22 protein-coding genes are annotated in these 23,332 nt (G+C 52.8%); 9 read left to right on the forward strand and 13 right to left on the reverse strand.

What is annotated here, in order from left to right:
- Nucleotides 1–84 precede the first annotated feature (84 nt).
- A complete protein-coding gene (locus C5523_RS00265) occupies nt 85–738 on the reverse strand; it encodes an oxygen-insensitive NAD(P)H-dependent nitroreductase NfsB (RefSeq protein ID WP_039080066.1) in 654 nt (217 codons plus the stop codon).
- A 205-nt stretch (nt 739–943) separates the two neighbouring features.
- Here C5523_RS00265 and C5523_RS00270 point away from each other — a divergent pair, with 205 nt between their 5' ends.
- The 3 genes from C5523_RS00270 to C5523_RS00280 all read left to right on the forward strand — a co-directional run bounded on the left by C5523_RS00270 (nt 944) and on the right by C5523_RS00280 (nt 4,234).
- Nucleotides 944–1,879 (forward strand): LysR family transcriptional regulator, encoded by a 936-nt coding sequence (locus tag C5523_RS00270; protein WP_039080067.1) that lies wholly within the window; start codon nt 944–946, stop codon nt 1,877–1,879.
- Between the two features lie 262 nt (nt 1,880–2,141).
- Nucleotides 2,142–3,095 carry an aldo/keto reductase gene (locus C5523_RS00275; protein WP_039080068.1) on the forward strand — a complete coding sequence of 318 codons (954 nt, stop codon included), beginning with the start codon at nt 2,142–2,144 and terminating at the stop codon, nt 3,093–3,095.
- Nucleotides 3,096–3,313: 218 nt separating this feature from the next.
- The gene (locus C5523_RS00280; RefSeq protein ID WP_071195110.1) at nt 3,314–4,234 is read left to right on the forward strand and encodes a WYL domain-containing protein; all 921 of its coding nucleotides are present in this window, start codon (nt 3,314–3,316) and stop codon (nt 4,232–4,234) included.
- Here the strand turns inward: C5523_RS00280 and C5523_RS00285 are convergent.
- Together C5523_RS00285 and C5523_RS00290 are read right to left on the reverse strand one after the other, a co-directional pair.
- A complete protein-coding gene (locus tag C5523_RS00285; protein ID WP_071195109.1) occupies nt 4,191–4,586 on the reverse strand; it encodes a cupin domain-containing protein in 396 nt (131 codons plus the stop codon). The two genes, C5523_RS00280 and C5523_RS00285, sit on opposite strands and share 44 nt — an antisense overlap.
- 202 nt (nt 4,587–4,788) lie before the next feature.
- Entirely contained in the window at nt 4,789–5,391 is a 603-nt protein-coding gene (locus C5523_RS00290) for an XRE family transcriptional regulator (protein ID WP_079496868.1), read from the reverse strand.
- A 44-nt stretch (nt 5,392–5,435) separates the two neighbouring features.
- On the opposite strand from C5523_RS00290, the gene C5523_RS00295 reads away from it, so the two are divergent.
- Nucleotides 5,436–6,122 (forward strand): B3/4 domain-containing protein, encoded by a 687-nt coding sequence (locus C5523_RS00295; protein ID WP_108700420.1) that lies wholly within the window; start codon nt 5,436–5,438, stop codon nt 6,120–6,122.
- A gap of 74 nt (nt 6,123–6,196) precedes the next feature.
- Here C5523_RS00295 and C5523_RS00300 read toward each other — a convergent pair whose 3' ends face one another.
- The gene (locus C5523_RS00300; RefSeq protein ID WP_107222663.1) at nt 6,197–7,096 is read right to left on the reverse strand and encodes a LysR family transcriptional regulator; all 900 of its coding nucleotides are present in this window, start codon (nt 7,094–7,096) and stop codon (nt 6,197–6,199) included.
- A gap of 117 nt (nt 7,097–7,213) precedes the next feature.
- On the opposite strand from C5523_RS00300, the gene C5523_RS00305 reads away from it, so the two are divergent.
- The 4 genes from C5523_RS00305 (at nt 7,214) to C5523_RS00320 (ending at nt 10,714) form a co-directional block, all read left to right on the forward strand.
- Nucleotides 7,214–7,963, forward strand: coding sequence for an SDR family NAD(P)-dependent oxidoreductase (locus C5523_RS00305; protein ID WP_108700421.1), 750 nt, complete (start codon nt 7,214–7,216; stop codon nt 7,961–7,963).
- A 499-nt stretch (nt 7,964–8,462) separates the two neighbouring features.
- On the forward strand, nt 8,463–9,161 hold the full coding sequence (locus C5523_RS00310) for an amino acid ABC transporter permease (protein WP_039080075.1): 699 nt from the start codon (nt 8,463–8,465) through the stop codon (nt 9,159–9,161).
- Nucleotides 9,139–9,906, forward strand: coding sequence for an amino acid ABC transporter ATP-binding protein (locus tag C5523_RS00315; RefSeq protein ID WP_039080076.1), 768 nt, complete (start codon nt 9,139–9,141; stop codon nt 9,904–9,906). The genes C5523_RS00310 and C5523_RS00315 overlap by 23 nt, the downstream gene beginning before the upstream one ends.
- 34 nt (nt 9,907–9,940) lie before the next feature.
- Nucleotides 9,941–10,714, forward strand: a complete 774-nt coding sequence (locus C5523_RS00320; RefSeq protein WP_108700422.1) for an amino acid ABC transporter substrate-binding protein — start codon at nt 9,941–9,943, stop codon at nt 10,712–10,714.
- A 98-nt stretch (nt 10,715–10,812) separates the two neighbouring features.
- On the opposite strand, the gene C5523_RS00325 is transcribed toward C5523_RS00320, so the two are convergent.
- From C5523_RS00325 to C5523_RS00365, 9 genes are all read right to left on the reverse strand, one after another.
- Nucleotides 10,813–11,973, reverse strand: a complete 1,161-nt coding sequence (locus C5523_RS00325; protein ID WP_108700423.1) for a sugar MFS transporter — start codon at nt 11,971–11,973, stop codon at nt 10,813–10,815.
- The gene (locus C5523_RS00330; RefSeq protein ID WP_108700424.1) at nt 11,973–13,250 is read right to left on the reverse strand and encodes a hypothetical protein; all 1,278 of its coding nucleotides are present in this window, start codon (nt 13,248–13,250) and stop codon (nt 11,973–11,975) included. The genes C5523_RS00325 and C5523_RS00330 overlap by 1 nt, the downstream gene beginning before the upstream one ends.
- Before the next feature lie 30 nt (nt 13,251–13,280).
- Complete coding sequence (locus C5523_RS00335; protein ID WP_039080080.1) at nt 13,281–14,468, reverse strand: ROK family transcriptional regulator; 1,188 nt, start codon at nt 14,466–14,468, stop codon at nt 13,281–13,283.
- A gap of 401 nt (nt 14,469–14,869) precedes the next feature.
- Nucleotides 14,870–16,219 carry a GntP family permease gene (locus C5523_RS00340; protein ID WP_039080081.1) on the reverse strand — a complete coding sequence of 450 codons (1,350 nt, stop codon included), beginning with the start codon at nt 16,217–16,219 and terminating at the stop codon, nt 14,870–14,872.
- 95 nt (nt 16,220–16,314) lie between these two features.
- Complete coding sequence (locus tag C5523_RS00345; RefSeq protein WP_108700425.1) at nt 16,315–18,282, reverse strand: YjhG/YagF family D-xylonate dehydratase; 1,968 nt, start codon at nt 18,280–18,282, stop codon at nt 16,315–16,317.
- Nucleotides 18,283–18,292: 10 nt separating this feature from the next.
- A complete protein-coding gene (locus C5523_RS00350) occupies nt 18,293–19,198 on the reverse strand; it encodes a dihydrodipicolinate synthase family protein (protein ID WP_108700426.1) in 906 nt (301 codons plus the stop codon).
- A 4-nt stretch (nt 19,199–19,202) separates the two neighbouring features.
- Nucleotides 19,203–19,991 carry an IclR family transcriptional regulator gene (locus C5523_RS00355; protein ID WP_071195098.1) on the reverse strand — a complete coding sequence of 263 codons (789 nt, stop codon included), beginning with the start codon at nt 19,989–19,991 and terminating at the stop codon, nt 19,203–19,205.
- A gap of 198 nt (nt 19,992–20,189) precedes the next feature.
- On the reverse strand, nt 20,190–21,200 hold the full coding sequence (locus C5523_RS00360; RefSeq protein ID WP_082027099.1) for a fimbrial protein: 1,011 nt from the start codon (nt 21,198–21,200) through the stop codon (nt 20,190–20,192).
- A 19-nt stretch (nt 21,201–21,219) separates the two neighbouring features.
- Nucleotides 21,220–21,927: a molecular chaperone gene (locus C5523_RS00365; RefSeq protein WP_108700427.1), complete on the reverse strand. Its 708-nt coding sequence runs from the start codon at nt 21,925–21,927 to the stop codon at nt 21,220–21,222.
- A 486-nt stretch (nt 21,928–22,413) separates the two neighbouring features.
- Here C5523_RS00365 and C5523_RS00370 point away from each other — a divergent pair, with 486 nt between their 5' ends.
- Nucleotides 22,414–23,322 carry a YafY family protein gene (locus C5523_RS00370; protein ID WP_108700428.1) on the forward strand — a complete coding sequence of 303 codons (909 nt, stop codon included), beginning with the start codon at nt 22,414–22,416 and terminating at the stop codon, nt 23,320–23,322.
- Nucleotides 23,323–23,332 lie beyond the last annotated feature (10 nt).

Below are 23,332 nucleotides of genomic sequence, written 5' to 3' on the forward strand. Positions count from 1 at the left end.
ACGCAGTACGGTCCCCTCTCCCTTGCGGGAGAGGGTTAGGGTGAGGGGGAAATGCCGCAAACTGCACGCGTACAGGATTCACCATCAAATAAAGGTAAAAATCTCTTCACGCGGCAGGCGGGATTTCGGCAATGCGGCGTTGAAATCACTTTCGCTGCGGTAACCGAGCGACACCAGCACCACGCTGGTCAACCCTTTTTCACGCAGACCCAGCGAGAGGTCCAGCGCACGTTGATCAAAACCTTCCATCGGCGTTGCGTCGATACCTAACATCGCCGCGCCCAGCAGCAGGCCGCCCAGCGCCAGATAAACCTGTTTCTCCATCCACTGCGGAATATCACGGGATTCATAGCGGTGCATATCCACATAAGAGCGACGGCCCTTATCCTGGCCTGCCTGCGCGCCTTCGGCGACGAAACGGCCATCTGCGCTCTCCTGCGCCAGCACCTTTTGCAGATGCTGATCATCCAGATCTGTACGCATGCAAAGTGCAATAACGTGCGAGGCATTCAGCACTTTAGGTTCGTTGTAAATGAAAGCGCCGGTGGTGGATTTTGCAATCGCGGCGCGGCCTTCGGTCGTCGATGCCACCACAAAATGCCACGGCTGAGAGTTCACCGAAGAGGGGCTGTTTTGTAGTACATTAAGCAGCGTCTCAATCTGCTCCTGTGGCAGCGTCTTACCCCCTTCAAAGGCTTTAACGGTATGGCGGGCAAGCACAGCATCATCTAAAGTCATCGTCTTTCTCCGGCAGGAAAATGAAATAAATACGGGACTTGCCGCCCCGTCTGGTAGGTCGAGAATAAACACAAACAGTGACGAGATAAATCATCTCCGCTGTGCAGCACTTTCCCTCCGGGAGTGAAAATAATGTCATGGCGCTTTGCGCTTGTGGTTTTTTCTGGCAAAAAGAGGGCTGACCGTAAGCCCGGCAGGAGAAAGCATGATTCGCCTTGAAGATGTCACCTTATTTGTTCGCTCTGCTGCGCTGGGCAGTTTCTCCAGTGCGGCGCGAGAGGCGGGGCTGTTGCCGGGGCAGGTCAGCGCCGCCGTGCACCGTCTGGAGCGCGACCTCGACAAGCGCCTGTTTGCGCGCTCGACCCGCAGTCTGCGGTTGACCACAGAGGGCGAAAAATATCTGCCCTTCGCTCAGGAGATGTTGGCCGTGGTGCATGCGGGGGCGGAAAGTCTGCACAGCAGTGACAACGACATTCAGGGCGAACTGCGTGTGGCCGTGCCGTCTGATATTGGCCGCAACGTGCTCTTGCCGCTTATCACCCGGTTTTGCCAGCAGTACCCCAAAATCTCGCTGCGTCTGTCGCTCTCCGATGAAATCAGCGATGTCTTTCGCGACCCGGTGGACATTGCAATTCGCTATGGCGTGCTGGATAACAGTAGCTATGTCGCACTACCGCTGGCAGAAGATAACCGCCGCGTACTGGCCGCCTCACCGGCTTATCTGCAACAACACGGCAGACCGCAAATCCTGGACGACATCGTCAATCATCACTGCCTGCTGTTTACCATGAACAGCCACGTCTATGACAAATGGAGCTTCCCGGAAGACGGTATGCGCCGCCAGCTTATCGTTAAAAGCCGCATGCTGTGCGACGATGCGGATGTTGCCCGCCGCTGGGCACTGGAAGGGATGGGCATCATCTACAAATCGTGGATTGATATCAGCGCGGATGTTCAGGCGGGCAGGCTGGAAGTACTCTTACCGCAGCACCCTGGCGAAGCGGCGCCCCTCAACCTGATTTGCCCGCACCGCAAGCAATTCTCCCCGGCGATTCGCCAGTTGCACAGCGTGTTACGCGAGCCTCTGCGCGCGATTACTGCGTTGCTGCATACCCACCCGGCGTTTCACCCACAGCCCTGATTTGTTCATCCTGCATTTGCACACGCTCCGTCGTGGGGTATGCCCTGTGCGTCTATCGTCAGACAATATTCAGCTTTCAAAAAGCCACGTTTTGCTAACCCCTGATGTGGTGATAGGCGACTATTGTTGAAGCCATACAAAAAATCAGGGATCGCGTTCAGTGAGGAATGCGGCGAAAAGGCGTATATCAGCGCCTAATGTTGTCCGGGCTGGCGACGCGAGGAGTGCCGGGTTCAGTCCGTCATCTAAAAGGTATGTACGAATGGCTTTACGTTCATTAGGTACCACGGGTTTACAGATCCCCCGGCTGGTTTTTGGCGGTAACGTATTTGGCTGGACCGTGGATGAGAAGCAGAGTTTTAGTTTGCTGGACGCGTTGCTGGAGCGAGGCTTCACGGCAATCGACACCGCGGACGTTTACTCTGCGTGGGCGCCGGGTAACAAAGGCGGCGAATCGGAAACCATCATTGGTAAGTGGTTTGCCGCCCATCCTGGCGTGCGTGAAAAAGTGACTCTTTTTACGAAAGTCGGCGCTGATTTGGGCGCTCCAGGCAAAAAAGGCCTTTCCGCACGCTGGATTGAACAGGCGGTCGAGGACTCATTGCGCCGTCTGCAAACCGACTACATCGACTTGTATTTCTCCCACTGGCCGGACAGCGAAACGCCGTATGACGAAACCCTGGGGGCATATCAAAAGCTGCTTAAAGCCGGGAAAATCCGTGCGGTCGGGGCGTCAAACCTCAATGCGGAACAGTTACAGGCTTCTCTGAAGGTGGCGGATGACAACGGCTTGCCGCGCTATCAGGTACTGCAACCGGAATATAACCTGTATGACCGTGACAGTTTTGAAGGAAAACTGCAGGAGTTAACGGTTCGGGAAAATATCGGTGTGGTGACCTACTACAGCCTGGCGTCGGGTTTTCTGTCGGGCAAATACCGCAGCGAAAACGATCTCAGCCAGAGTCAGCGCGGGCAGGGCATCAACAAGTACCTGAATGCACGTGGCTTTGCCATTCTGGATGCGGTGGACAAGGTGGCGGCGAAACATAATGTGAAACCCGCTGAGGTAGCGCTAGCCTGGCTTATCGCTCAGCCTGGTGTGACTGCGCCTATCGCCAGCGCCACAAAAATCGCCCATGTGGAGAGCTTCGTGACGGCGGTGTCGCTGGCCCTTTCCAGTGAGGATATCGCTGCGCTGAATAACGCCGGTCAGTAAGGCACAAAACCGGATGGTTATGCGCCATCCGGTACGCTTTTCCCACCTAAAAATTGTAGTTTTGCATGACCTGAGACAATTTTTCCCGTCGTTCGGTTGGAGTTTTTGTCGCCCCTGCCGTTAACCCTTTTGATGAACGCCACGTATTACCGTACAAGTCCGGCAGGTGATTGCCGCCGCGTAAGCACCTTCTGACTTGTCGTTCGGGACAGGGAACAATGAAGGAAAGTCACGCAAAGAAACACGATGTGCTGATTGAGCGACTGTGCGAAATTTTCTCGGTCCTTTATCAGGGAAACACCATCGATAAAGCATGGTTATGTACAAAATTTGGTATTACGGCGCGCACCGCGTACCGGGACCTGGCGCGGCTTGCCCACTTGCTGGATCAGGTCTCGCCTGGCCGCTATCGCCTGAGCACGCATCTGCTGCCGACACTCCATACCGGGCACCTGGCGGAATTTGCTGATTTCGCGGGCGTTGCGCATCTGTTCCCTCGTCGGGACGGACAGTCGCTACGTAACAGCATGAAAAACCGGGATAACATCGCTTTTCATGGCGTCAGTAGCCGGGAAAATTACACCATGGATGACCTGATAGGTCAGCTCAATCAGGCTATCGCCGCCCGGCAGGAAGTCACGTATCGCTACCGTGAGAAAAACCGCTGCGTTCAGCCGTATCGCCTGATAAACCATTATGGTTTGTGGTATCTGGCGGCGGTGGATGCGGGCACGCTCAAGGCCTTCGAACTGGCGCTGATTTCCCAGTTTGCGCCAGGGGCAAACCGCTTCACGGCCGATCCACTGGTGCTGGAGGAGCTGGAAGCAGGCTCGGGCATTCGCTTTGGCAAAAAGACAGAGGTGCAGTTACGGATTTCGGCTCATGCGGCGAAGTTCGTCAGCCGACGCCCGCTTTTTCCTGCTCAACGCCTGGTGGAACGGCACGACGATGGCGGCATGACGATTTCATGTGACATTCGCGACCCGCACACGCTGTTTCGCTGGCTGCGCTACTGGCTACCGGATGTCAGCATCCATTCGCCCGCTTCCCTGCGCGACGCGTTTAAGCAAGATTTACAGCGGCGCTACGCCGAAGCTAGCGACGATATTGTTCATCCGATACCTGTTCCAGCCAGGTAACCGGGCTGCCGTTTTGTGATTCGGCGATAGCGATATGGGTCATCGCATTGTCTGGCGTTGCGCCATGCCAGTGCTTCACATCCTGCGGGATCCAGACGATATCGCCCTGGTTCATCTCCTCAATGGGTTCCCCTTCACACTGGATCCAGCCTTTGCCGTGGGTGACGATCAGCGTCTGACCAAGCGGATGGGTATGCCATGCCGTGCGCGCACCCGGTTCAAAGGTGACAGTCGCGCCGCCAACGCGCGCCGGGGCATCGGTCTGGAACGGGGCGTCAAGGCGCACGCGGCCGGTAAAATAGGCCTCCGGGCCGGGTGCGGAAGGGACAGAACCACTACGGATAATTTTCATTTTCTTCTCCTGAAAGGTAAAAACCACAGGATTAAGTTTACGCAGTGCCGCCGGGATTGATTAGTCGGGGAAATCGAAAAGGACTTATGAGAGGCATTCATGAGTGTCTCAGGGGGGAGCCCGGCTGTGCGGCTACAGAGTAACGGCGAGCCGGAGCGATGGAATCGGATTGCGGGCGGCAAAATGGGGTTAAAAGACTAACTCATGAATGGCGTTCACTGACCGTCATGGTAAACCACACTTCTTCATCACTGTCGTTGGCATAGGCATGGGGCGCATCGGTTCGCGCTACGGCGGAGCTGCCCTGCGTGACGGCCAGGACGGTTTCATCGACGGTGACGGTCAATGTGCCTTGCTCCACATGCAGCAGTTCAAAGGTGCCAGTCGGATGGCCCGGTGAGCTAAAACGTTCGCCGGGAAACAGATGCCAGCGCCACATTTCCAGCATGTCGGGCCCACTGGTGCCTGCCAGTAAGCGGGCCGAACCGCCTTTATCCCCGTGCCAGAGTACCGGGATATCCCCGGCGTCAATCAGGTGGACAGCGGGTTTACTGGCCACATCGACAATATCCGCCACGGAAACGCCCATCGCCGCGGCGATTTTACACAGCATCGCGATGCTGGGGTTGGCCAGACATTTTTCGATCTCGACCAGCATGCCTTTGCTGACACCTGCCCGGCGGGACAGTTCGTCCAGCGATAGTTTTTGTTGCTGGCGAAACGCTTTAATTCGCACCGCCACGGCCTGGCTAACGGTCTGGAGGTCGGCACCTGAGTCGGTCGGTATATTGACTTTTTTGGTCATCGGTCACTACTATGGGATAAATTAGTCACTAAAAGGATTATCCGATGCTTTCTGTTCAGCCGTCAATCGACGCCGGTATCGCCCGCATTGCGCCACAGTTTCGTGCGCTTAGCATGCTGGTGGAGGCCGCACCGTTAAGGCATCCTCAGGTGGGAGAAGCGGCGCTGGCGCGTGCCTGTGCAGAGGTGGTGGCGGGTGGCCCTGATTGGGCGCAGGCGCATCTGGATGCGTGGAGCGAGGTGTTTAAACGCTTCGGTGCGAAGCCAAAACGCACGCCATGTTCTGCCGACGCGCTGCGAAAACGGGTGTTGCGTGACGGTTCGATGGCGGCGATTGATCCGGTGGTGGATCTCTATAACGCCATCAGTTTGCGCTATGCGATTCCGGTGGGCGGCGAGAATCTTGCCGCGTATGTGGGCGCACCGAGGCTGGTTATCGCCGAAGGAACAGAGCGTTTTGACATGATGAAAGACGGGCAACTGGCGGAAGAGTCGCCGGAGCCCGGTGAAGTGGTGTGGCGTGACGATCTCGGAGTGACGTGCCGCCGCTGGAACTGGCGGCAGGGGGTGCGTACCCGCCTGAGTGCGACCGACAACCAGATGTGGTTTATCCTGGAAAGCCTGCCGGAGATGCCGATTGATGCTTTGCACGCCGCAGGCGATGAGCTGGCTGCCGGTTTGCAGGAGATGATGCCTGGCAGCATTATCCGTTCGTCGCTGCTCACGGTGTGAAAGGGAATATCCCGGATGCGGTGCGCCCGTGGCCCCGGCAAGCGCAGCGCCGCCGGGGATGCCCCGGATGAGCACTACAACCTCGTCAACGTCGCAAAATAGGCGGCGAGACTGTCAATCAGGGCCCTGACCGCAGGCGGCAACCCTTTGCGCGTAGTGAATACCAGGTGAACTATCCCCGGCACGCTGCGCCACTGCGGGAATACCTGCACCAGCTCCCCCTTCTCTAATGCGCGATGGCAAAAGTGCTCCGGCAAAAACGCCACGCCGAGCCCCTGACTTGCCGCCGTACGCACCGCCGCAAAATCACTACAACTCATCATCGGCTCGTGACGAAACATCATGCTTTGCTTATCACGGTTTTCCAGAGGCCATTCCACTTCGGCGTCGCCATCGTTAGTGCTGAGCGTGGGCAGGGTATTCAGCGTGGCGATATTCTCCCCCGCACGCCGCGCCAGCGAAGGGCTGGCTACCAGAATGCGGTGCGAAGTACCCAGCGTGCGCATGATGAGTTCCGCATCGCTATTAAGCTGCGTGCGCACACGCAGGGCCACATCAATACGCTCATTAATCAAATCCACGGGCCTGTCGAGAGCAAGGATTTGCAGCCGGACCTTCGGGTAGCGGTGCATATAGGCCATCAGCGTGTCGGAAACCACCTCCACCATCCCGGTCGGGCAGCTAAAACGCACCAGGCCATGCGGCTCGGCATGGGCATTGATAATCAACGCCTCTGCCTGCTCAGCCTCTTGCAACATGGCCCGGCAGCGCTGATAAAACGCCTCGCCCACTTCGGTGACGCGAAAACGGCGGCTGGTTCGCTCAATCAGCCGTACGCCGAGGCGAGATTCCAGCTCGGCAATCCGGCGGCTGAGTTTTGATTTTGGTTCGTGTAGTGCCCTACCTGCGGCGGCAAAACCCCCGTGGCGCACCACCTCGGCAAAATAGCGATAGTCATTCAGATCGGTACGCATTGTCGCCTCATCGTTCCTTTAATAGAACGATAGGTAGCATAATTGCTATCTTTTTGCACTATCGTTCCACTGGTATCTTCATCATCACTAACCCAACGGAATAAACCGGAGCTTAAAATGAACAGATACAGCAACAAAGTGGTGGTAGTGACTGGCGGTACCAGCGGCATCGGCCTGGCAACAGCAAAAGCCTTCGCAGCAGAAGGGGCGCATGTTTACATCACCGGGCGTCGCCAGGAAGCACTGGACAAGGCGGTACAAGCCATCAGCGGCAGCGTGGTCGGCGTGCGTGGCGATATGGGACAACTGGCCGATATCGACCATCTCTATGATGTGATTCAGCAACAGCATGGTCAGATTGATGTGCTGGTGGCGAATGCGGGCGGCGGCGACTTTGCGCCCCTTGGTGAAATTACCGAACAGCATTACGAGCAGACCTTTAACACCAACGTAAAAGGCGTGCTTTTCACCGTGCAAAAAGCGCTACCGCTGCTCAACGATGGCGCCTCCATTGTGTTGACGGCCTCGACCACCAGCGTGAAAGGTACGCCGGCATTCAGTGTTTATTCGGCCACCAAAGCGGCGGTACGTAACTTTGCCCGTAGCTGGATTCTGGATCTTAAACCGCGCCGTATTCGCGTCAATGCCGTAAGCCCTGGCCTGACCGATACCGCCGGACTGAATGAGCTGTTTGGCGGTGGTGAGCAGGCGGAAGGCACCAAATCCTGGCTCTCCGAACAGGTACCGTCAGGCCGTATTGGCCAGCCTTCTGAGGTTGCCAGCGCCATCACGTTCCTCGCCTCGGATGATGCGAGCTACATCAACGGTATCGAACTGTTTGTTGATGGTGGCCTGGCGCAGATTTAATGTATAAGTGTTGCCCCGCATCAGGAAGGAAAGGTGTGGGGCAATGACGTATATCCCATTGACATATCCCGTTCATTATTTGAGCTTATCGTGTAAATTTTCACCAGTGGAGGATCGTATGGAAAAAACGACACTCTTTAAAAGTAATCGCAGCCAGGGGAGCAAAACAGGGAAGATTTTTAATGCTGAAATATATGCTGGATACCAACAATACCCGCGAATTTGAGCGGGTCCCTGGAATGCGTTTGTCTGACTGGACGATTCAATGATATCTGAGGTGAGTCTTAGAAATAGACTCCCTCTGGATTGTTGATGCATAAATCCTTTATGCCTAAAACACAAAAGCATTTCCATAAATAGCAATTGTTAAAAGTAACTATCCATTCCTGGTATATCTCGATACATCCGCAATAACCCCGTGGTAGACTCGCCTTATAAAATATATTGATGTCATCTAATTTATAACAACTGAAATAATCATTTTCAGGGAAGGTGAAGTGTGCCTGATTGGTTATCGTTAGCAATAGATTCATTTTGGCCAATGCTGTATGCCGGGCTGACATTTACTATTCCATTAACATTGATTACCTTCGTCCTTGGATTAATTCTGGGGTTCGTTGTGGCGTTAATTCGTTTATATGGACCTGCACCGCTGAAAAGCCTGGTGCGCTTTTATGTCTGGATTATTCGCGGCACCCCCTTACTGGTGCAACTGTTCCTTATTTTCTATGCATTACCGAATGCGGGAATCACGCTCGATGCGTTTCCATCGGCGGTGATTGGCTTTACGCTGAATATTGGCGCCTATACCTCGGAAGTTATCCGGGCGACCTTGCTCTCGGTGCCAAAAGGCCAGTGGGAAGCGGCACACTCCATCAGCATGAGCTGGAGCCAGTCGCTGCGGCACATCATTTTGCCACAGGCGGCGCGCGTGGCGGTTCCGCCATTATCAAACACCTTTATTTCGCTGGTAAAAGACACTTCGCTTGCATCGGTGATTACGGTTCCGGAGATGTTTCTCGCTGCGCAACGTATTGCTGCCGTCACCTACCAGCCGCTTATTCTTTATAGCGAAGCAGCGCTCCTCTATCTGTTGATCAGTTCCGTCTTATCGTATTTACAGTCGCACCTGGAAACCCGATTAGAAAGAAATACCGTGGTTAAGGAAAATAATAATGATAACGCTATCCGGAATTGAGAAAAGTTTTGGTTCGCAGAAAGTACTGCACGATATTTCTCTTACGCTTCCGGAAGGCAGCGTCACGGCATTAATTGGTCCCTCCGGTAGTGGAAAAAGTACATTATTACGCTGTGTCAATTTGCTGGAAATTCCGCAGGCCGGAACGGTGAAAATTGGCAGCGAAGATATTTCATTTAACGGACACGCCAAACCGAAGAAAAAAGACATCCGGCGCATATGCCAGCAGACCGGCATGGTCTTCCAGAACTTTCAGTTATTCCCACATTTGACCGCGCTGGAAAACATCATGCGCGGGCTGGTGGTGGTGCAGAAATGGCCCGTTGCCAAAGCCAAAGCGCGGGCGGAAGAGTTACTCACTAAAGTGGGCATGCTACATAAACGCGACGCCTGGCCTGCCATGCTCTCTGGCGGCCAGCAGCAGCGCGTGGCGATTGCCCGAGCGCTGGCTCCGTCGCCGAAAGTTTTGCTCTGCGACGAACCGACGTCGGCGCTCGATCCTGAATTGTCGCTGGAAGTCGTTGCCGTCCTGCGCCAGCTCGCCCAGGAGGGGACAACCATGTTGATGGCGACACATGATTTACGGCTGGCGGCGAATATCGCCAACCAGGTTGTCTTCCTGGAGTCCGGGCACATTGTGGAGAGCGGCACCTCGAAAGCCATCTTCACCCAGGCGAAAAAGACGCGAACACAACTGTTTATTTCCACCCTGACCGACACCCTTCCCGATTCCTGGGAAATTTAAAACAACAACACGGCAACTCTTTAAGGAGCTAATGATGAAAGTATTAGTCACTGCATTGCTGGCAACCGCCATTCAACTGAGCGTTTCCCATGCTGCTTTCGCGGCAGACGATCTGGCCACTATCAAATCTGCCGGGGTGTTAAAAATCGGCACTGAAGGCACCTACCCGCCGTTCACCTACCATGATGCCTCCGGGAAACTGGTGGGGTTTGATGTGGAGATTGGTCGCGAAATCGCTAAACGTGTTGGCGTGAAGGCGGAATTTGTCGAAGGCAAATGGGATGGCCTGATTGCAGGGCTGGACGCTAAACGCTACGACGCGGTCATCAATCAGGTGTCGATTACCCCGGAACGTAAGGCGAAATTTGATTTCTCCGAACCCTATATTTCCTCCAAAGCGGTGCTGATTGTTAATAGCAATAACACGGCGATCAAGAGCTTCGATGACCTCAAAGGCAAGAAATCTGCCCATACGCTGACCAGTAACTATGCGCAACTGGCGCGTAAATACGGCGCGGAAGTGGTGGGGACCGATGGTTTTGACCAGTCGGTATCGTTAGTCGCCCAGGGGCGTGCGGATGCCACCATCAACGATAACCTCTCATTCCTCGACTTCAAGAAACACAAGCCGGATGCACCAGTGAAAATTGTGGCGTCGCAAAATGATGCAGAACAGGTGGGTGTCCTGATTCGTAAGAATGAAGGGGAGCTGCAACAGGCGATCAATAAAGCCCTGGACGGCATTAAAGCTGACGGGACCTACCAGAAGATTTCCAATACCTACTTCGGGACCGATGTCTCTAAATAACCGGTCAGCCGCAGCGGTCATTGCGCCGCTGTAGGTTTTAAAAAGGGCAGCAGTTGCACGGGAGAGCCAGGGGCAAACTGCTGCCAAAAGTACAACGTTTACTGCGCTTTTTCTTTTATTAGCATTGCAAGGACAAAGAACACGGCGACGAAAGCGATGATGAAGTTAAAGCCCGTCGAGATACCGTAACTGTCGGAGACCTGGCCTATGACCGACCCGGCCAGCGCGCCGCCGAAGCCAGAGGCGACATAAATCAGCCCCATCACCGAACCGCTTTTGCGGGTAAGGCGCGTGGCAATGGCTGCCGCCGTCGGGAACAGCACGGACATGGCAAAGCCGAACAGCATGAACAGGTAGACGAACTCCACTACCAGCATGCGGCTGACGATGATGGAAACCAGCGACAGAATCGAGAACCAAATCAGCGTCCGGCGCTCGCCCAGTTTCAGGGTGATAAAACCGCCAATCACGCGGCCAATGGTAAACAGCCCGGCAAACGAGGAAATAACATAAGCGGCTTTCGCAGCCTTACCGGCGGCGTCCAGGTCTGCGATATCGAGTGCGGCGTAGAAGATCGGGAAGAAGTTCAGGAACGCCGCTTCGGCTGCCACATAGAATAGCAGGAAGGCGATCACGATCATGATGCGTTTCTGGGTCAGCAGCTCGATAAAGTCGCTCAGCTTCATGCTGGACTGGGCATTGCTCTCCAGCTTCAACGTGCTCAGAACCAGCACCAGCACGGCGACGATAACGGCGATGCCAACATAGAAGGCGCGCCAGGAGACACTGTTAGCGAACAACTGATGCAGGATCAGCGGGGTGACAATCATCCCGACGCCAAACATGGCGTTGGAAATATTGAACATCATCCCGGCTTTGTCTTTATAGAAGGTCGGAATGACGGTCACGATGGAGACCATCATCGAGCCAATGCCCAGACCAATCACCAGATAGAAACCAAAGAACAGCGCCACGGTATAGGCAAGACTGGTGCCCATCAGGCCGACAATCATCAGCAGCGAGCCGACCAGCATCATGATTTTCAGACCTTTTTTGTCGGTCAGGTAGCCGGTCAGCAGGCTGGAAATCAGAAAGCCAATCTGAAACAGGGTAATTAACGTCCCCACCTGGCCCATATTGAGATCAATGCTGTGCTGTACCTGTTCAAGAATCAGCCCTTTGGTGTTCTGAATCCCACCCAGCAAAAACATGGTCATAAAGAGCAGGAAAAAGACTTTCCATTTTTGCGCATTCGTCATTATTGAGCTTCCTTGCGTAGTTCATGTTCTCCGATGGCGTCAAACAACGCCTGATCTGCCCATCCGTAGCAGTAATAGAGCAGGTCATCGCAGGCGCTGGCTTCTGCGGCGCGTACCGCTTCCAGCAACTGTTCTGGCGGCAGATTCCACATCTGGATGCCGCTGAAAATAAAAGTACCTTCCTGCGAGAGCTGGCGTACCCGGTCGTTTTGCTCTTTGACGAAACTGATCGGGAAGCCGGAGGCTTTAAAGTCCTCGTAGCTGAGCGCGTAAGGCAGGTTGAACAACTTTTTAAACGCCTCAAAAGCGGGTTCATGCGCGGCTTCATCGCAGGCAAAGAAATTGACCAGCCCCTGTACGTCCGCACCGCCCCCGAGTTTGTGGTAAGGGAAGTGTTTCAACGTGCCGGAAAGACGCGTCAGCGCGCGATAATCCTGCCCGAGGATCCAACTGTAGGCCGGTGGCCACAGGTCGAGCCAGAAATGGATATCGCCAATGTTCTCTTTCGCGTTTTTCAGGATACGTTCGACCAGCCCGGTAACGCTTTGTTGGCGAAACGCAACCCAACGGGCAATGATGGGGTTATCGCGAAACGCCTCGACGGGATAAGCGAAGTCCCCTTCGGCTAGGGCGGCAGCGATTTTATCCAGCTCGTCTTTGACCTCCTCTGGCGCGAGGCCCTGCGCTTTCATGGCCTGCTGGCAATGCGGGCAGAAACAGGTAAAAAGCCCGGCGGGATTGACCTCTTTTCCGGCCCAGTCAGGAAAGCGGATACGGTCAATCAGGAAGGTGTCGTAACCGTAAAGGCTCTTGATGCGGCTGAACGTTTTTTGCCAGTAATCGGCCACATCCGGCGCATTGGGGCATAGCCAGTACTTGATGACCCGGCCACGATAATCAACGACCTGGTTGTTGGCGATATCACCACTAAAATCCCCGTTCAGGATGTTTACCCAGGGAATCACTTTATAGCGAGTGCCTTCTGTCGCCTGTTGAACCCGGCGCAAAGGATCGTTGCCCGCCAGCACGCCGGGGTCTATTTTCTGCTGCAGACGCGTATCGGGATTATCGATATTGACGTGCAACATGCCGTTGCCCATTACCGATTCGTGTACCGGGTTATGCGGTAATACGCCCACGGGATACGGATTACGTTCAAAAATGGTATTTAATTCGACAAATAAATGTTCGACGTTCTGCATGCCGTCTATGCGTTGCAGAATGTTCTCCATTCCTTCGTCCAGAATATCGTGCGGATGCAAATGGATTCCTGCCATTATGTTCTCCTTGTCGTCAGGTGACTGGCACTAATTAATTTGTGCGTCTGGCATAAATTGAATTGCGGGATAAATAGCGGAAAGCGCCAGAATGGCGATGCCATAAAGTGGGGCTTTTTCGCGTAATTCTGATAATTCCACGGTGACGTGGGTATTGGTGAAAAGCTGTCTGTCGAGAGTGGCCTGCACACGGGGTAAGAAATAGTCCGCCACGTGGGTGACGCCGCCGGTTAACACCACTTTTTGCAGGTTTGCCATCGCCACGAGATTAATAATCCCCATGGCTAAATAATCGGCCATCTCATCGAGCAGTGCGCAGGCCAGTGGGTCGCCCTTGTGTACGTATGACATTATCTTTTCCAGCGAAAGCGTCTGGTTTGTCAGTTCTTTAAACCTGTCGCTGATACCCGAGCCTGAGCAGTAGCTTTCAAAGCACCCCTTATTGCGCCAGTTTTTATAGAGCTGGCCGCGGTTAAAAATCATGTAACCAATCTCGCCCGCTGCGTTATTGGCACCACGAATGATTTTACCGTCCATCAGCAGCGCTGATCCTAAGCCAGTCCCGATGCCAATCAGCGCGGCGCTGTTGCTGTTGCGACATTTTCCGCACCACATCTCGCCCACCAGCGCGGCACGAATGTCATTCTCCAGGATGACCGGCAGAGAAAGCCGCTTTGTTAGCTCATCCGCCAGGGGAAGACTGGACCAGTCAGGCAGATTGGGCGAGCCCTCCAGTACTACGCCATTACTGATATCGATAATGCCGGGCGTCGCAAGACCAATGACGCCAATACGGCGATGTTCAACACCACTTTCCACGATAAAACTGGCGATGCTGTTGGATAAAAGGTCAATAAAAGCATTACGATCGCCGGTCTGGTAAGTCGCTTCGCGTTTTTCATACAAAATCGTGGCATCGAGATTAAACAGCGAAAAGGTAATTTTTGTTCCGCCCAGATCGATGCCAATCCCCAGCCTGGCGTGCGGATCAAAATTAATCAGAATGCCTTTTCTTCCCTGCCCGGTTTGTTCGCTGACGCCGCCTTCAAAAATGATTTTCTCCAGCAGTAAATCGTTAATAATTTCTGAAACGGTCGCTTTGGTCAGTCCACTGATTTTAGCGATTTGCGCGCGTGATAATGGGCCCTGCTCACGAATGATATTGAGCACCAGCGTTGCGTTCATCTGGCGTAAGGTATTGGGAACCACAGGCGTCATAATGAATACCCTTTAGTTTGCTTTCCATACTTAATCGTAAGTATTAACTGACTTCGATGTCCTTTTTTGCGTATTTATTGCCAGGAATAAGGTTTGTGTAAAGTGTTTTTGCTTATTTAGTTTGTGTTCCATACTAATTTATTGAGCGCTGTCACATGCTGCTTTTATTTAGCGCTATGGTATTTTTTTAATGAATTTTTAGAGATTGTTTTATTTGTTTTTTAAATATTTTAAGGGGTGATTATAGGGTTTGTTTTATATGTCGCATCAATATTTTTAAGCTGTATTATTTGGGTTTTCATGCAATGAAATATAAAAAAGGAATATAAAAGCCCGGATACGCTGACGCTTATCCGGGCAACACTTTGTTCTCTCTGAGTGTTGGGATGAGGGGGGAAGACCTACATCACCATACTCGCCAGCAAGATAAACAGCAGGCCGCAGATGGAGAGCAGGGTCGACATCAGCGTCCAGGACAACAATGTCTCTTTGGTGGTCAGGCCGAAGAAATCCTTAATCATCCAGAAACTGGCATCATTCACGTGCGAACAGATGCAGGAGCCCGCCCCCGTTGCCAGCGTAATCAGCGCCAGATTGGTATGAGGGTGCGCCGCCAGTAGCGGAATGACCAGCCCGGCCGTGGAGATCGCCGCCACCGTGGCTGAACCCAGGCAGATTCGCAGGAACGCCGCCACACCCCAGGCCATCAGAATCGGGTTGATATCCATCCCCGACACCAGCGTGGAAATGTACTGACCCACACCGGAGTCAATCAGCACCTGCTTAAACGCACCGCCGCCGCCGATAATCAACAGCAGACCAGCAATCCCGGCAATCGCTTTGCTACAAGAATCCATCAGTTCCGAAATGGTTTTCCCACGCCCCACACCCATGGTGTAAATCGCGAACAACAGCGAAATCAGCATGGCGATAGTGGAGTTCCCCAAAAACAGAAAGATGTTATAGAGCGTGCCAGGGTCGCCTGCGTCTTTCGGGCGGGCCATTTGCATAATGGTCACCAGCGCCATCAAAATCACTGGCAGCATGGCGGTTAAAAAGCTGATGCCAAAGCCTGGCATTTCGCTCTCGCTAAAACTTTTCGTCGCGCCGAGAGAGGCAATATTGCCCTCTTTTTTAAAGGCATCCGGAATTAAACGCTGGCACACTTTATTCAGCAGCGGACCGCAGAGAATAAAGGTCGGAATACCCACGATAATGCCGTAAATCAGCACCATCCCGACATCTGCGCCATATTCACGGGCGATCACGGTAGGGCCTGGGTGCGGCGGCAGAAAGCCATGAGCAACCAGCAAACCGGAGAGCATCGGCACGCACATATACATCGGTGATATTTTCGCTTCCCGGGCGATGGCGAAGATAATCGGCACCAGCAGAATCAGGCCGACTTCGAAAAAGAGCGCAATCCCGACGATAAACGCCGAACAGACCACCGCCCAGTCGAGTTTCTTCGCACCGAAATATTTCAGCATGGTCAGCGCGATACGCTGTGCGCCACCCGCGTCAGACAACAGACGCCCAAGCATCACACCGAAACCAAATATCAACCCAATATGGCCCAGCGTACCGCCAAGGCCAGATTCGACGGAGGTGACAACTTTATTCAGGTTCATTCCACTGGCGATGGCGACCCCGATTGAGACGATAATTAACGAAACAAAGGTGTTTAATTTTATTCTTATAGTTAAAAGCAGGAGTACAGCAATACCTGCCACGACGATAAATAGTGGCATAACGTCCTCTCTTTCCAGGATACAGATGTGATCTACCAGACTGCCTGAATCAGGCAGCCGAATAATAAATAATTTAATAATGGGTATGTCTTAACTCAGGGCTTATTAATATAGTCCTGTAGCGCTTCACTAATTTTATTAACGTCATAAATACAGCCGCGCCATGTCCCGCCGCTCACGGCCTGCAGCATTGCCCAGAGACGTGTATCATCCGGTAATTCCGGGTCAGGTATTAAATCCGGATGCGTATTGCGGGCATTTAATATTGCGGCTGCTTCCTCACGCGATGGCAAAATAGTATCGACATCGGTTCCTAAGAAATTCACCTCCCCATGAAGTTGTTTGCAGTCGATTTTAATTTCAATAATATCTCCGGTACGTAGCTTACCAATCGGCCCACCCGCCAGAGCTTCTGGCCCGACGTGACCAATACAGGCCCCGGTTGAGACGCCGGAGAAACGGGCATCGGTAATTAACGAGACATGTTTACCGTATGACAAATGTTTCAGCGCGCTGGTGACCTGATAGGTCTCCTCCATTCCCGTACCGGAGGGGCCTGCGCCAATAATCACCAGAATATCGCCCGCTTTAATTTTGTCGTGTTTGATATCGTAAATGGCGGCTTTTTCCGAGAGGTACACTTTCGCCGCGCCTTTATGGTAATAGACGCCCTCTTCATTAATCACCGACGCATCAATAGCCGTGGACTTAATCACCGATCCTTCCGGTGCGATATTGCCCACAGGGAAAGTAATAGTAGACGTCAGCCCACGTTTAGCGGCCTGTTGCGGCGACATAATCACATCGTCCGCTGCAACCTGTTCTTGCTTAAATAACAGCTCTTTGAAAATCTGCCGACGTTCAGACTGCTCCCACCAGTCGAGGTTTTCCTTGAGCGTGTTGCCGGTGACGGTCATGACATCTTCATGCAGTAAACCCAGGCTGCGCAGATGCAGCATCACTTCCGGCACGCCGCCTGCCATAAAGGCATTCACCGTCGGGTGATAGACCGGGCCGTTCGGCAGCACGCTCACTAAGCGCGGCACCTGCTTGTTAATGCGGATCCAGTCTTCCACGGTTGGGATATGACAACCCGCCTGATGAGCAATCGCCGGGATGTGCAGCAACAGGTTGGTGGAACCACCAAAGGCCGCGTGAACCATCATGGCGTTTTCAAAGGCTTTATCGGTGAGAATATCCTTCGTGGTGATGCCTTTCCGGGTCAGTTGCAGCGCTGCACGGGCGGAAGCGCGGGCGATTTCCTGCCACACCGGTTCGCCTGATGGCGCCAGAGCGGAGTGGGGGATTGCCAGCCCTAACCCTTCGGCAACCACCTGCGAGGTGCCCGCCGTGCCCAGGAACTGACAGCCGCCGCCGGATGATGCGCAGGCCTGGCATCCCGCCCGACGAGCGCCCTGCAATGACAATTCGCCATTGGCAAAACGCGCGCCAATGGTTTGCACTTTGCCGTTATCTTCGCCGTGCAACGCAGGCAGCGTCGCGCCGCCGGGGATCAGCACCGTGGCTTTGTCATGCTGAGAGGCGAGCGCCATCATGGTGGCGGGCAGCCCTTTGTCACAGGTCGCCACGCCAATCACCGCTTTGGCATCCGGCAGGGAGCGAATCAGGCGGCGCATCACCATTGAGGCGTCGTTGCGGTAGGGCAGCGAGTCGAACATCCCGGTCGTGCCCTGCGTGCGGCCATCGCACGGGTCGGAGACATAGACCGCGTAAGGCAGGGCGTTATTGTGTTTGATAACGTCTGCCGCCGCTTTCATCTGGATATCCAGCTCGTAGTGGCCCTGGTGAAGCGCCAGCGCGACAGGTTTCCCGTCTGGCCCGCGAAGCCCGCCCAGCGTGCTCAGTAGCAGAATGCCATCACGGTTAAGCTCGTCTGGCGACCAGCCCATCCCGGCATTCATCGTCATACCAAAAATATCGCCGCTGGGTCGGTTGATCAGCATATCCGGGGTCAGAGGCAGCTCGCCTTGCGGGCCAGCGGCATGCGTCCTGACGCGGTAAATCTCCCGGTTGTCGTTATCAAATATTTCGCGAACAGACATGGTGTTCCCCTTATTGTTTTAAAATTCCCTGAGAGGCCAGGATCGCCTTCACTTTTTCTTTTCCTTCCGCCGACGCTTCCAGAATCGGCGGCAGGCAATACGTGTTCACCGGGAGCCCCACGCACTGCATGGCATATTTGATGAGCGAGACAAACGGGGTTTCCAGCGCATAAATCGACGGCAACTGGAGCAATTTTTTATTGAGCGTGGCGGCCGTGGCGAGGTCGTTTTCCTGCCAGGCACGATAGATGCCGATGGATAACTCCGGCGCGAAGTTGGCGCTGGCGGTAATCGACCCGTCACCGCCCAGCAGCAACGTGTTAAGTAAGTGGTCGTCATAGCCGCAGAAAACGGAGAAATCCGGGCGCACTGCTTTGACGGTGTTAATCATTGTGCGCAGGTGACCGACGCTGTCGATGGTATCTTTAATGCCAACGATGTTGTCGTTTTGCAAAACCAGGCGTTTGACGGTCTCCGGCGTTAAGTCCTGGCCGGTCAGGTCGGGGAAGTTATAGATGATCACCGGCAGCTTTACGCTTTGCGCGATGCGGTGGTAATAATCGTCGAGGTTGCGCGGGGCGACTTTCCAGTAATAGGGGTTGATGGCAACAATGCCATCCGCGCCACAAACCTCAGCGTGCTGCGCCAGTTTTACCGCTTCGTCGGTGGAGGGAGAGCCCACGCCAATCAGCACAGGAACGCGTTTATCCGCTGTGGCGACCGCCGCTTCGGCGAGCGCCATCCGTTGGCTGGTGTTCATCTGGCTGAATTCCCCGCCGGTCCCCAGATAAAACAGTCCGTCGACCCCTTTCTCAATCAGGAAATCTGCGACCGCTTTCATGGCGGTTTTATCGATATTTCCGTCGTTATCAAAGGTGCTGGAGACCGGCGGAATAATTCCCCTGAACTTTTTCATTACATCAGTTTCCTTTTCTTAGGTTTTCACTTTCACTCCGGTATCCCAGCCCATATGATATTTGCCCGGCGCACTGGCGGAGCAATTCGAGATAACCATCGATCTTATTTCCTGAATACACCACCGGATCGCCCGACAGTGAGATCGCATAATTAACCCGGTTATACATATTGAATACCGGCATACTCAGACATACAGCGCCATAGGTTGATTCTTCATTGTCTATGGCCCATCCGCGTAGACGCGTTTTTTGCAACTCTTCCCGAAATAACTTCTTATCTGTAAAGGTATTTTCGGTATGTTTGGTGAGCGCTAACGCATCCAGAAAATAATCCATCTCTTCACGGGGCTTCCAGGCGAGTAACGCTTTGCCGAGCGCCGTGATGTGTAATTCTAATTTCTTACCAATCCAGCTTTTTTTCGTGGGTACGGAACCGGGACTTTCCACTTTATCGAGGTAAATGGCGTAACAGTCTTCAATGGCCCCTAAATGACAGACCAGGCCGCTTTTTTGCGAGAGTTCCTGCATCGGGCGTTTGGTCACCTCAAAAATATTTTTGCGGTGTAATGCCTGACAGCCAAGCTCATAATTTTTAATGCCAAGGGAATATTGATTGCGATCGCTTTTCGTTAGAAAGCCACAATCAACCATGACATTTAATAAATTCAGCAGGCTGCTCTTCGGATACTGAAATTCCCGTAGCAGCTCCATAAAACTCGCCGCGCCAACATAGGCAATGTAGGTCAGTATTTTCTCAGCCCGAATAAGTGAATTACACCCTTTACCGCCCATAACGGCTCCTCTATTGATTGAGTAAAAGTTTATCCATCCTGTGTAAGGGAGAATACATGTGGTTCAACAGGCTGAACCGAGTTGGGGCGGGGAAACGTGATCTATAGCGAGGTTTTGAATAATGGGGGAATTGCCTGGGTAAGAAGGGAAGGCGGTGTCTCCCCTCCCTGAGAGAGAGGGGAAATTTAACAGCTAAGCCTACTCGTAGGTCATTTCAAACTGTACGGCTGAATTAGCCGTGCCGCCTTTGATCTTCCCGGTACGGATAAAGCGAGCCTGCATCGGGACGGTATAACTGCCTGCGCCGCTGTAGCCCGTGAATTTCGTTTTGGTATTAAAGGGGACATTGTTTCCATTCTCATACTGCAACTGAATTCCTACGCCGCTGGCCGTTGAGTCATTTTTCAGGGTGAGATACTGCCCGGTACCACTACCCTGGAGCGTCACCCCGGATGCGGGTTTAAAGGTATAACTTACCGCACTCATGCCTGCATCACAGTTATTGATTTGAAATTTAAAGGGTACTGGTTTGCTGGTAGAGCCGACAGCAGGGAAATCGGAATAGGAATTTTTTTTCATATCAACGGAAATATCGGGTGTCTGGCAGGCCGCAATTTTCAGAGAGATGTTAGAACTGACTACATTTACCACGCCATAGCGAACCGCCCCAGCGGCGCTGACACTCGTATTAACCCAGCCTTCAACTAGTGGCGAAGGTAATTGTATTTTCCCGGTAGTAACTTCACCAATTTTATAAAACTGAATTTTCATACCCGTGAGACGGTTAGGTAAATTCAGGTAGCCTGGTGGCCAGGAATACCAGTACTGAAGATTATTATTGACCGCAATATCGAAGCCATAGGCCCAGCCTGTCGACGAGACAAAGTCATCCCAAACTTTAATGCCGATCCCCGGTACGTTCGTGTTATATACATCCGGGAAGAAAGGTGAAGGCGGCATCGCTGTTCCATATTTTAACATGACTTGTACGGGTGGATTTGTACAAACGACGCCTGCATCTGGCCCGGTCGGAATACTTATAACGTCGCCAATCGGCCCCCATGGTTTATCTTGCCCGATAGAAATTGTTGTGGCTGGAATGGTTGCTGTATAACTTGTTGGGTTGCTTACCGTGCAACCTGCCCAGCTAACTGGCATAAGCAGTAATGCTAAAAAAATAATCGCTATAGAATAGATATATTTCTGCATAATATTATCCCGGTGATTTTTAATGGCTCAGTCTTGCTTCGTGTTTCTTTAAACCGCCATAATCATCTATCGTGGTAAAAAAGATTTTCTCATTTGCCTTTTCCTGAAATGAGAAGACGGTTGTTCCTTTTGCCTGGCACATTCCATGCTGGTATTCAGTATCTTTTTCTGATGCCGGTGAAAGGCTTATCTTGTGGAAAGAAATGTTAAATGGAGAAGGGTTTATACATTCCACTCCGCCATGCGCGACGCGCCAGCGTAGTGTGGAAACCGCCTCTTCTGATGAACCAGACAGTCCTTTGGGACGATAAAAAAGTTTCAGGCGCGAACGGATGGAAAACTGCACATAATCATTCGCACTTTCTTTTTGTGCTGAGAATTTTGGCTGTATTTCAAGGACATTAAGCCAGAAGACCGATTCGCGATCCTGCGGCACCTTACCGCCGGTGTACATGATACGCAAAGTCTGACGTTTCGCTGCGTCAATGCGAAAAATGGGCGGGGTAACAATAAAAGGCATGTTCGCATTATCGGTGTTGGAATCAGGACCGCCGTCATCTACCCAGGTCTGAATCAGACGCGGGGAATTTGCATTATTCGTCATGTTAAGCGTTACTTCCTGCTTGTCCGCAGGATAGATAATCCGCGTAGTGTCGATGAGGATGCCTGCCTGTGCTGAAGACAGGAACAGTGTAAGTGTGAATAAGGTAGAAATAAGTATCTTCATACCCAACCTCCCTGAATGGGGCGTAAATTATCGGGCCCTCCTTTTTACAGGGTGCAGGCGAGGCTAAATATATATTTTTGGTAGGTGATATTTATGCGATAAATAATTTAATATGCATATATATGCGTGAGTGATGCGTTGTGGATGATTTAGCCAGGCAGAATAAAAAGTTCGCCTAATGCTATTGTTATTTTTGCTTTTCGAAAGTAATCGTCACTTTTTTGAGAGAAAATTTAGTTTCTAAACATGAGCAGGATGCTCAATAGACTAAAAATCCATTTAGTAAAATATTCCTTCCGTCGATAACGACAGTAAGCGTTCGTGTGTGAATTTCGCCTCGGGAAAAGATAATTGAGAGTAATTTGACTTAAGTTCCTTCGGGTGTCGCAGAATATAAAAAATGTGTTTTTATTCCACGCTCACTGACATAACGTGTCATCCGTTGCCATTACACTGCGGTTATTTTCTGCGAGTGAGGGATTCGAAGTGGGGAAAGCAACCGGAGCATATGAAAAGCTGGCGCACCGACTGGCCGAAACAATCATCCTGTTTCACCAGCAAGAGCAGGTGACGCGACAACAGTTAGCCGAGACATTTAACGTTTCCGGGCGCACTGTCTTTCGCGACCTTAGCCGCCTGAGCGCGATCATTGAACACATCAGCGGCGACAGTTACTGCCTGGCCCCGCATCATCAGGCGTTGCGTACCCGCGATATTCGCCAGTTGCTGGACATAGCGGGCGTTTCACCGCTTTTTGCCGGGCAGAACCCGGCATTCTGGTCGGCGCTATTACAGACCGAAGGCATCCCACAATTTTCGATTAAACACCCGGCGGCGGAACACGAGAGTGAAAATGCGCTGTCCCGTCATTTCAGCCTGCTCCGCCAGGCCATTAGCGAACGCCGCAAATGCACATTTTTCTATAAAGAGAAGTCGCGCGTCGTTGAGCCGTACCGCCTGGTGAACGTGAAAAACGTCTGGTACCTGGCGGCCATGGAACAGGAAAACCTCAAAGGCTTTTTGCTGAGCGGCCTGCAGTGGCTGGAACTGTGTGACGAGACCTTCGTGCCGGAAGCACGCATTGAGCAGTGCATCGACGAAGAAGATGACGTCTGGTTCAGCCTCAACAAATTCCCGGTACGCCTTCATGTGAATGCTTCCGTGGCGGGCTATTTCCTGCGTCGTGATGTGCTGCCAGGGCAGGTCATCGACACGCAAAACAGCGACGGTAGCCTGGAAATTACCTGCAAAATTGCCGATGAACGCCAGCTATTACCCTGGGTGCGCTACTGGCTGCCCAACCTGACCATTCTTTCCCCCGCATCGTTACACGCGACCCTGCAGACACAGTTGGCCGACGCGCTGACGGCTTTCGCATCGCCAGATAAACATTAAAAAGGAGTGT

The organism is Phytobacter sp. SCO41, from assembly GCF_003073275.1.
Classification (GTDB): Bacteria; Pseudomonadota; Gammaproteobacteria; order Enterobacterales; family Enterobacteriaceae; genus Phytobacter; species Phytobacter diazotrophicus.

What these genes read in the sequence shown, in the direction of transcription:
- C5523_RS00265 (WP_039080066.1), bottom strand. Translation starts at nt 738, where the DNA reads ATGACTTTAGATGATGCTGTGCTTGCCCGCCATACCGTTAAAGCCTTT.
- C5523_RS00270 (WP_039080067.1), top strand. Translation starts at nt 944, where the DNA reads ATGATTCGCCTTGAAGATGTCACCTTATTTGTTCGCTCTGCTGCGCTG.
- C5523_RS00275 (WP_039080068.1), top strand. Translation starts at nt 2,142, where the DNA reads ATGGCTTTACGTTCATTAGGTACCACGGGTTTACAGATCCCCCGGCTG.
- C5523_RS00280 (WP_071195110.1), top strand. Translation starts at nt 3,314, where the DNA reads ATGAAGGAAAGTCACGCAAAGAAACACGATGTGCTGATTGAGCGACTG.
- C5523_RS00285 (WP_071195109.1), bottom strand. Translation starts at nt 4,586, where the DNA reads ATGAAAATTATCCGTAGTGGTTCTGTCCCTTCCGCACCCGGCCCGGAG.
- C5523_RS00290 (WP_079496868.1), bottom strand. Translation starts at nt 5,391, where the DNA reads ATGACCAAAAAAGTCAATATACCGACCGACTCAGGTGCCGACCTCCAG.
- C5523_RS00295 (WP_108700420.1), top strand. Translation starts at nt 5,436, where the DNA reads ATGCTTTCTGTTCAGCCGTCAATCGACGCCGGTATCGCCCGCATTGCG.
- C5523_RS00300 (WP_107222663.1), bottom strand. Translation starts at nt 7,096, where the DNA reads ATGCGTACCGATCTGAATGACTATCGCTATTTTGCCGAGGTGGTGCGC.
- C5523_RS00305 (WP_108700421.1), top strand. Translation starts at nt 7,214, where the DNA reads ATGAACAGATACAGCAACAAAGTGGTGGTAGTGACTGGCGGTACCAGC.
- C5523_RS00315 (WP_039080076.1), top strand. Translation starts at nt 9,139, where the DNA reads ATGATAACGCTATCCGGAATTGAGAAAAGTTTTGGTTCGCAGAAAGTA.
- C5523_RS00320 (WP_108700422.1), top strand. Translation starts at nt 9,941, where the DNA reads ATGAAAGTATTAGTCACTGCATTGCTGGCAACCGCCATTCAACTGAGC.
- C5523_RS00325 (WP_108700423.1), bottom strand. Translation starts at nt 11,973, where the DNA reads ATGACGAATGCGCAAAAATGGAAAGTCTTTTTCCTGCTCTTTATGACC.
- C5523_RS00330 (WP_108700424.1), bottom strand. Translation starts at nt 13,250, where the DNA reads ATGGCAGGAATCCATTTGCATCCGCACGATATTCTGGACGAAGGAATG.
- C5523_RS00335 (WP_039080080.1), bottom strand. Translation starts at nt 14,468, where the DNA reads ATGACGCCTGTGGTTCCCAATACCTTACGCCAGATGAACGCAACGCTG.
- C5523_RS00340 (WP_039080081.1), bottom strand. Translation starts at nt 16,219, where the DNA reads ATGCCACTATTTATCGTCGTGGCAGGTATTGCTGTACTCCTGCTTTTA.
- C5523_RS00345 (WP_108700425.1), bottom strand. Translation starts at nt 18,282, where the DNA reads ATGTCTGTTCGCGAAATATTTGATAACGACAACCGGGAGATTTACCGC.
- C5523_RS00350 (WP_108700426.1), bottom strand. Translation starts at nt 19,198, where the DNA reads ATGAAAAAGTTCAGGGGAATTATTCCGCCGGTCTCCAGCACCTTTGAT.
- C5523_RS00355 (WP_071195098.1), bottom strand. Translation starts at nt 19,991, where the DNA reads ATGGGCGGTAAAGGGTGTAATTCACTTATTCGGGCTGAGAAAATACTG.
- C5523_RS00360 (WP_082027099.1), bottom strand. Translation starts at nt 21,200, where the DNA reads ATGCAGAAATATATCTATTCTATAGCGATTATTTTTTTAGCATTACTG.
- C5523_RS00365 (WP_108700427.1), bottom strand. Translation starts at nt 21,927, where the DNA reads ATGAAGATACTTATTTCTACCTTATTCACACTTACACTGTTCCTGTCT.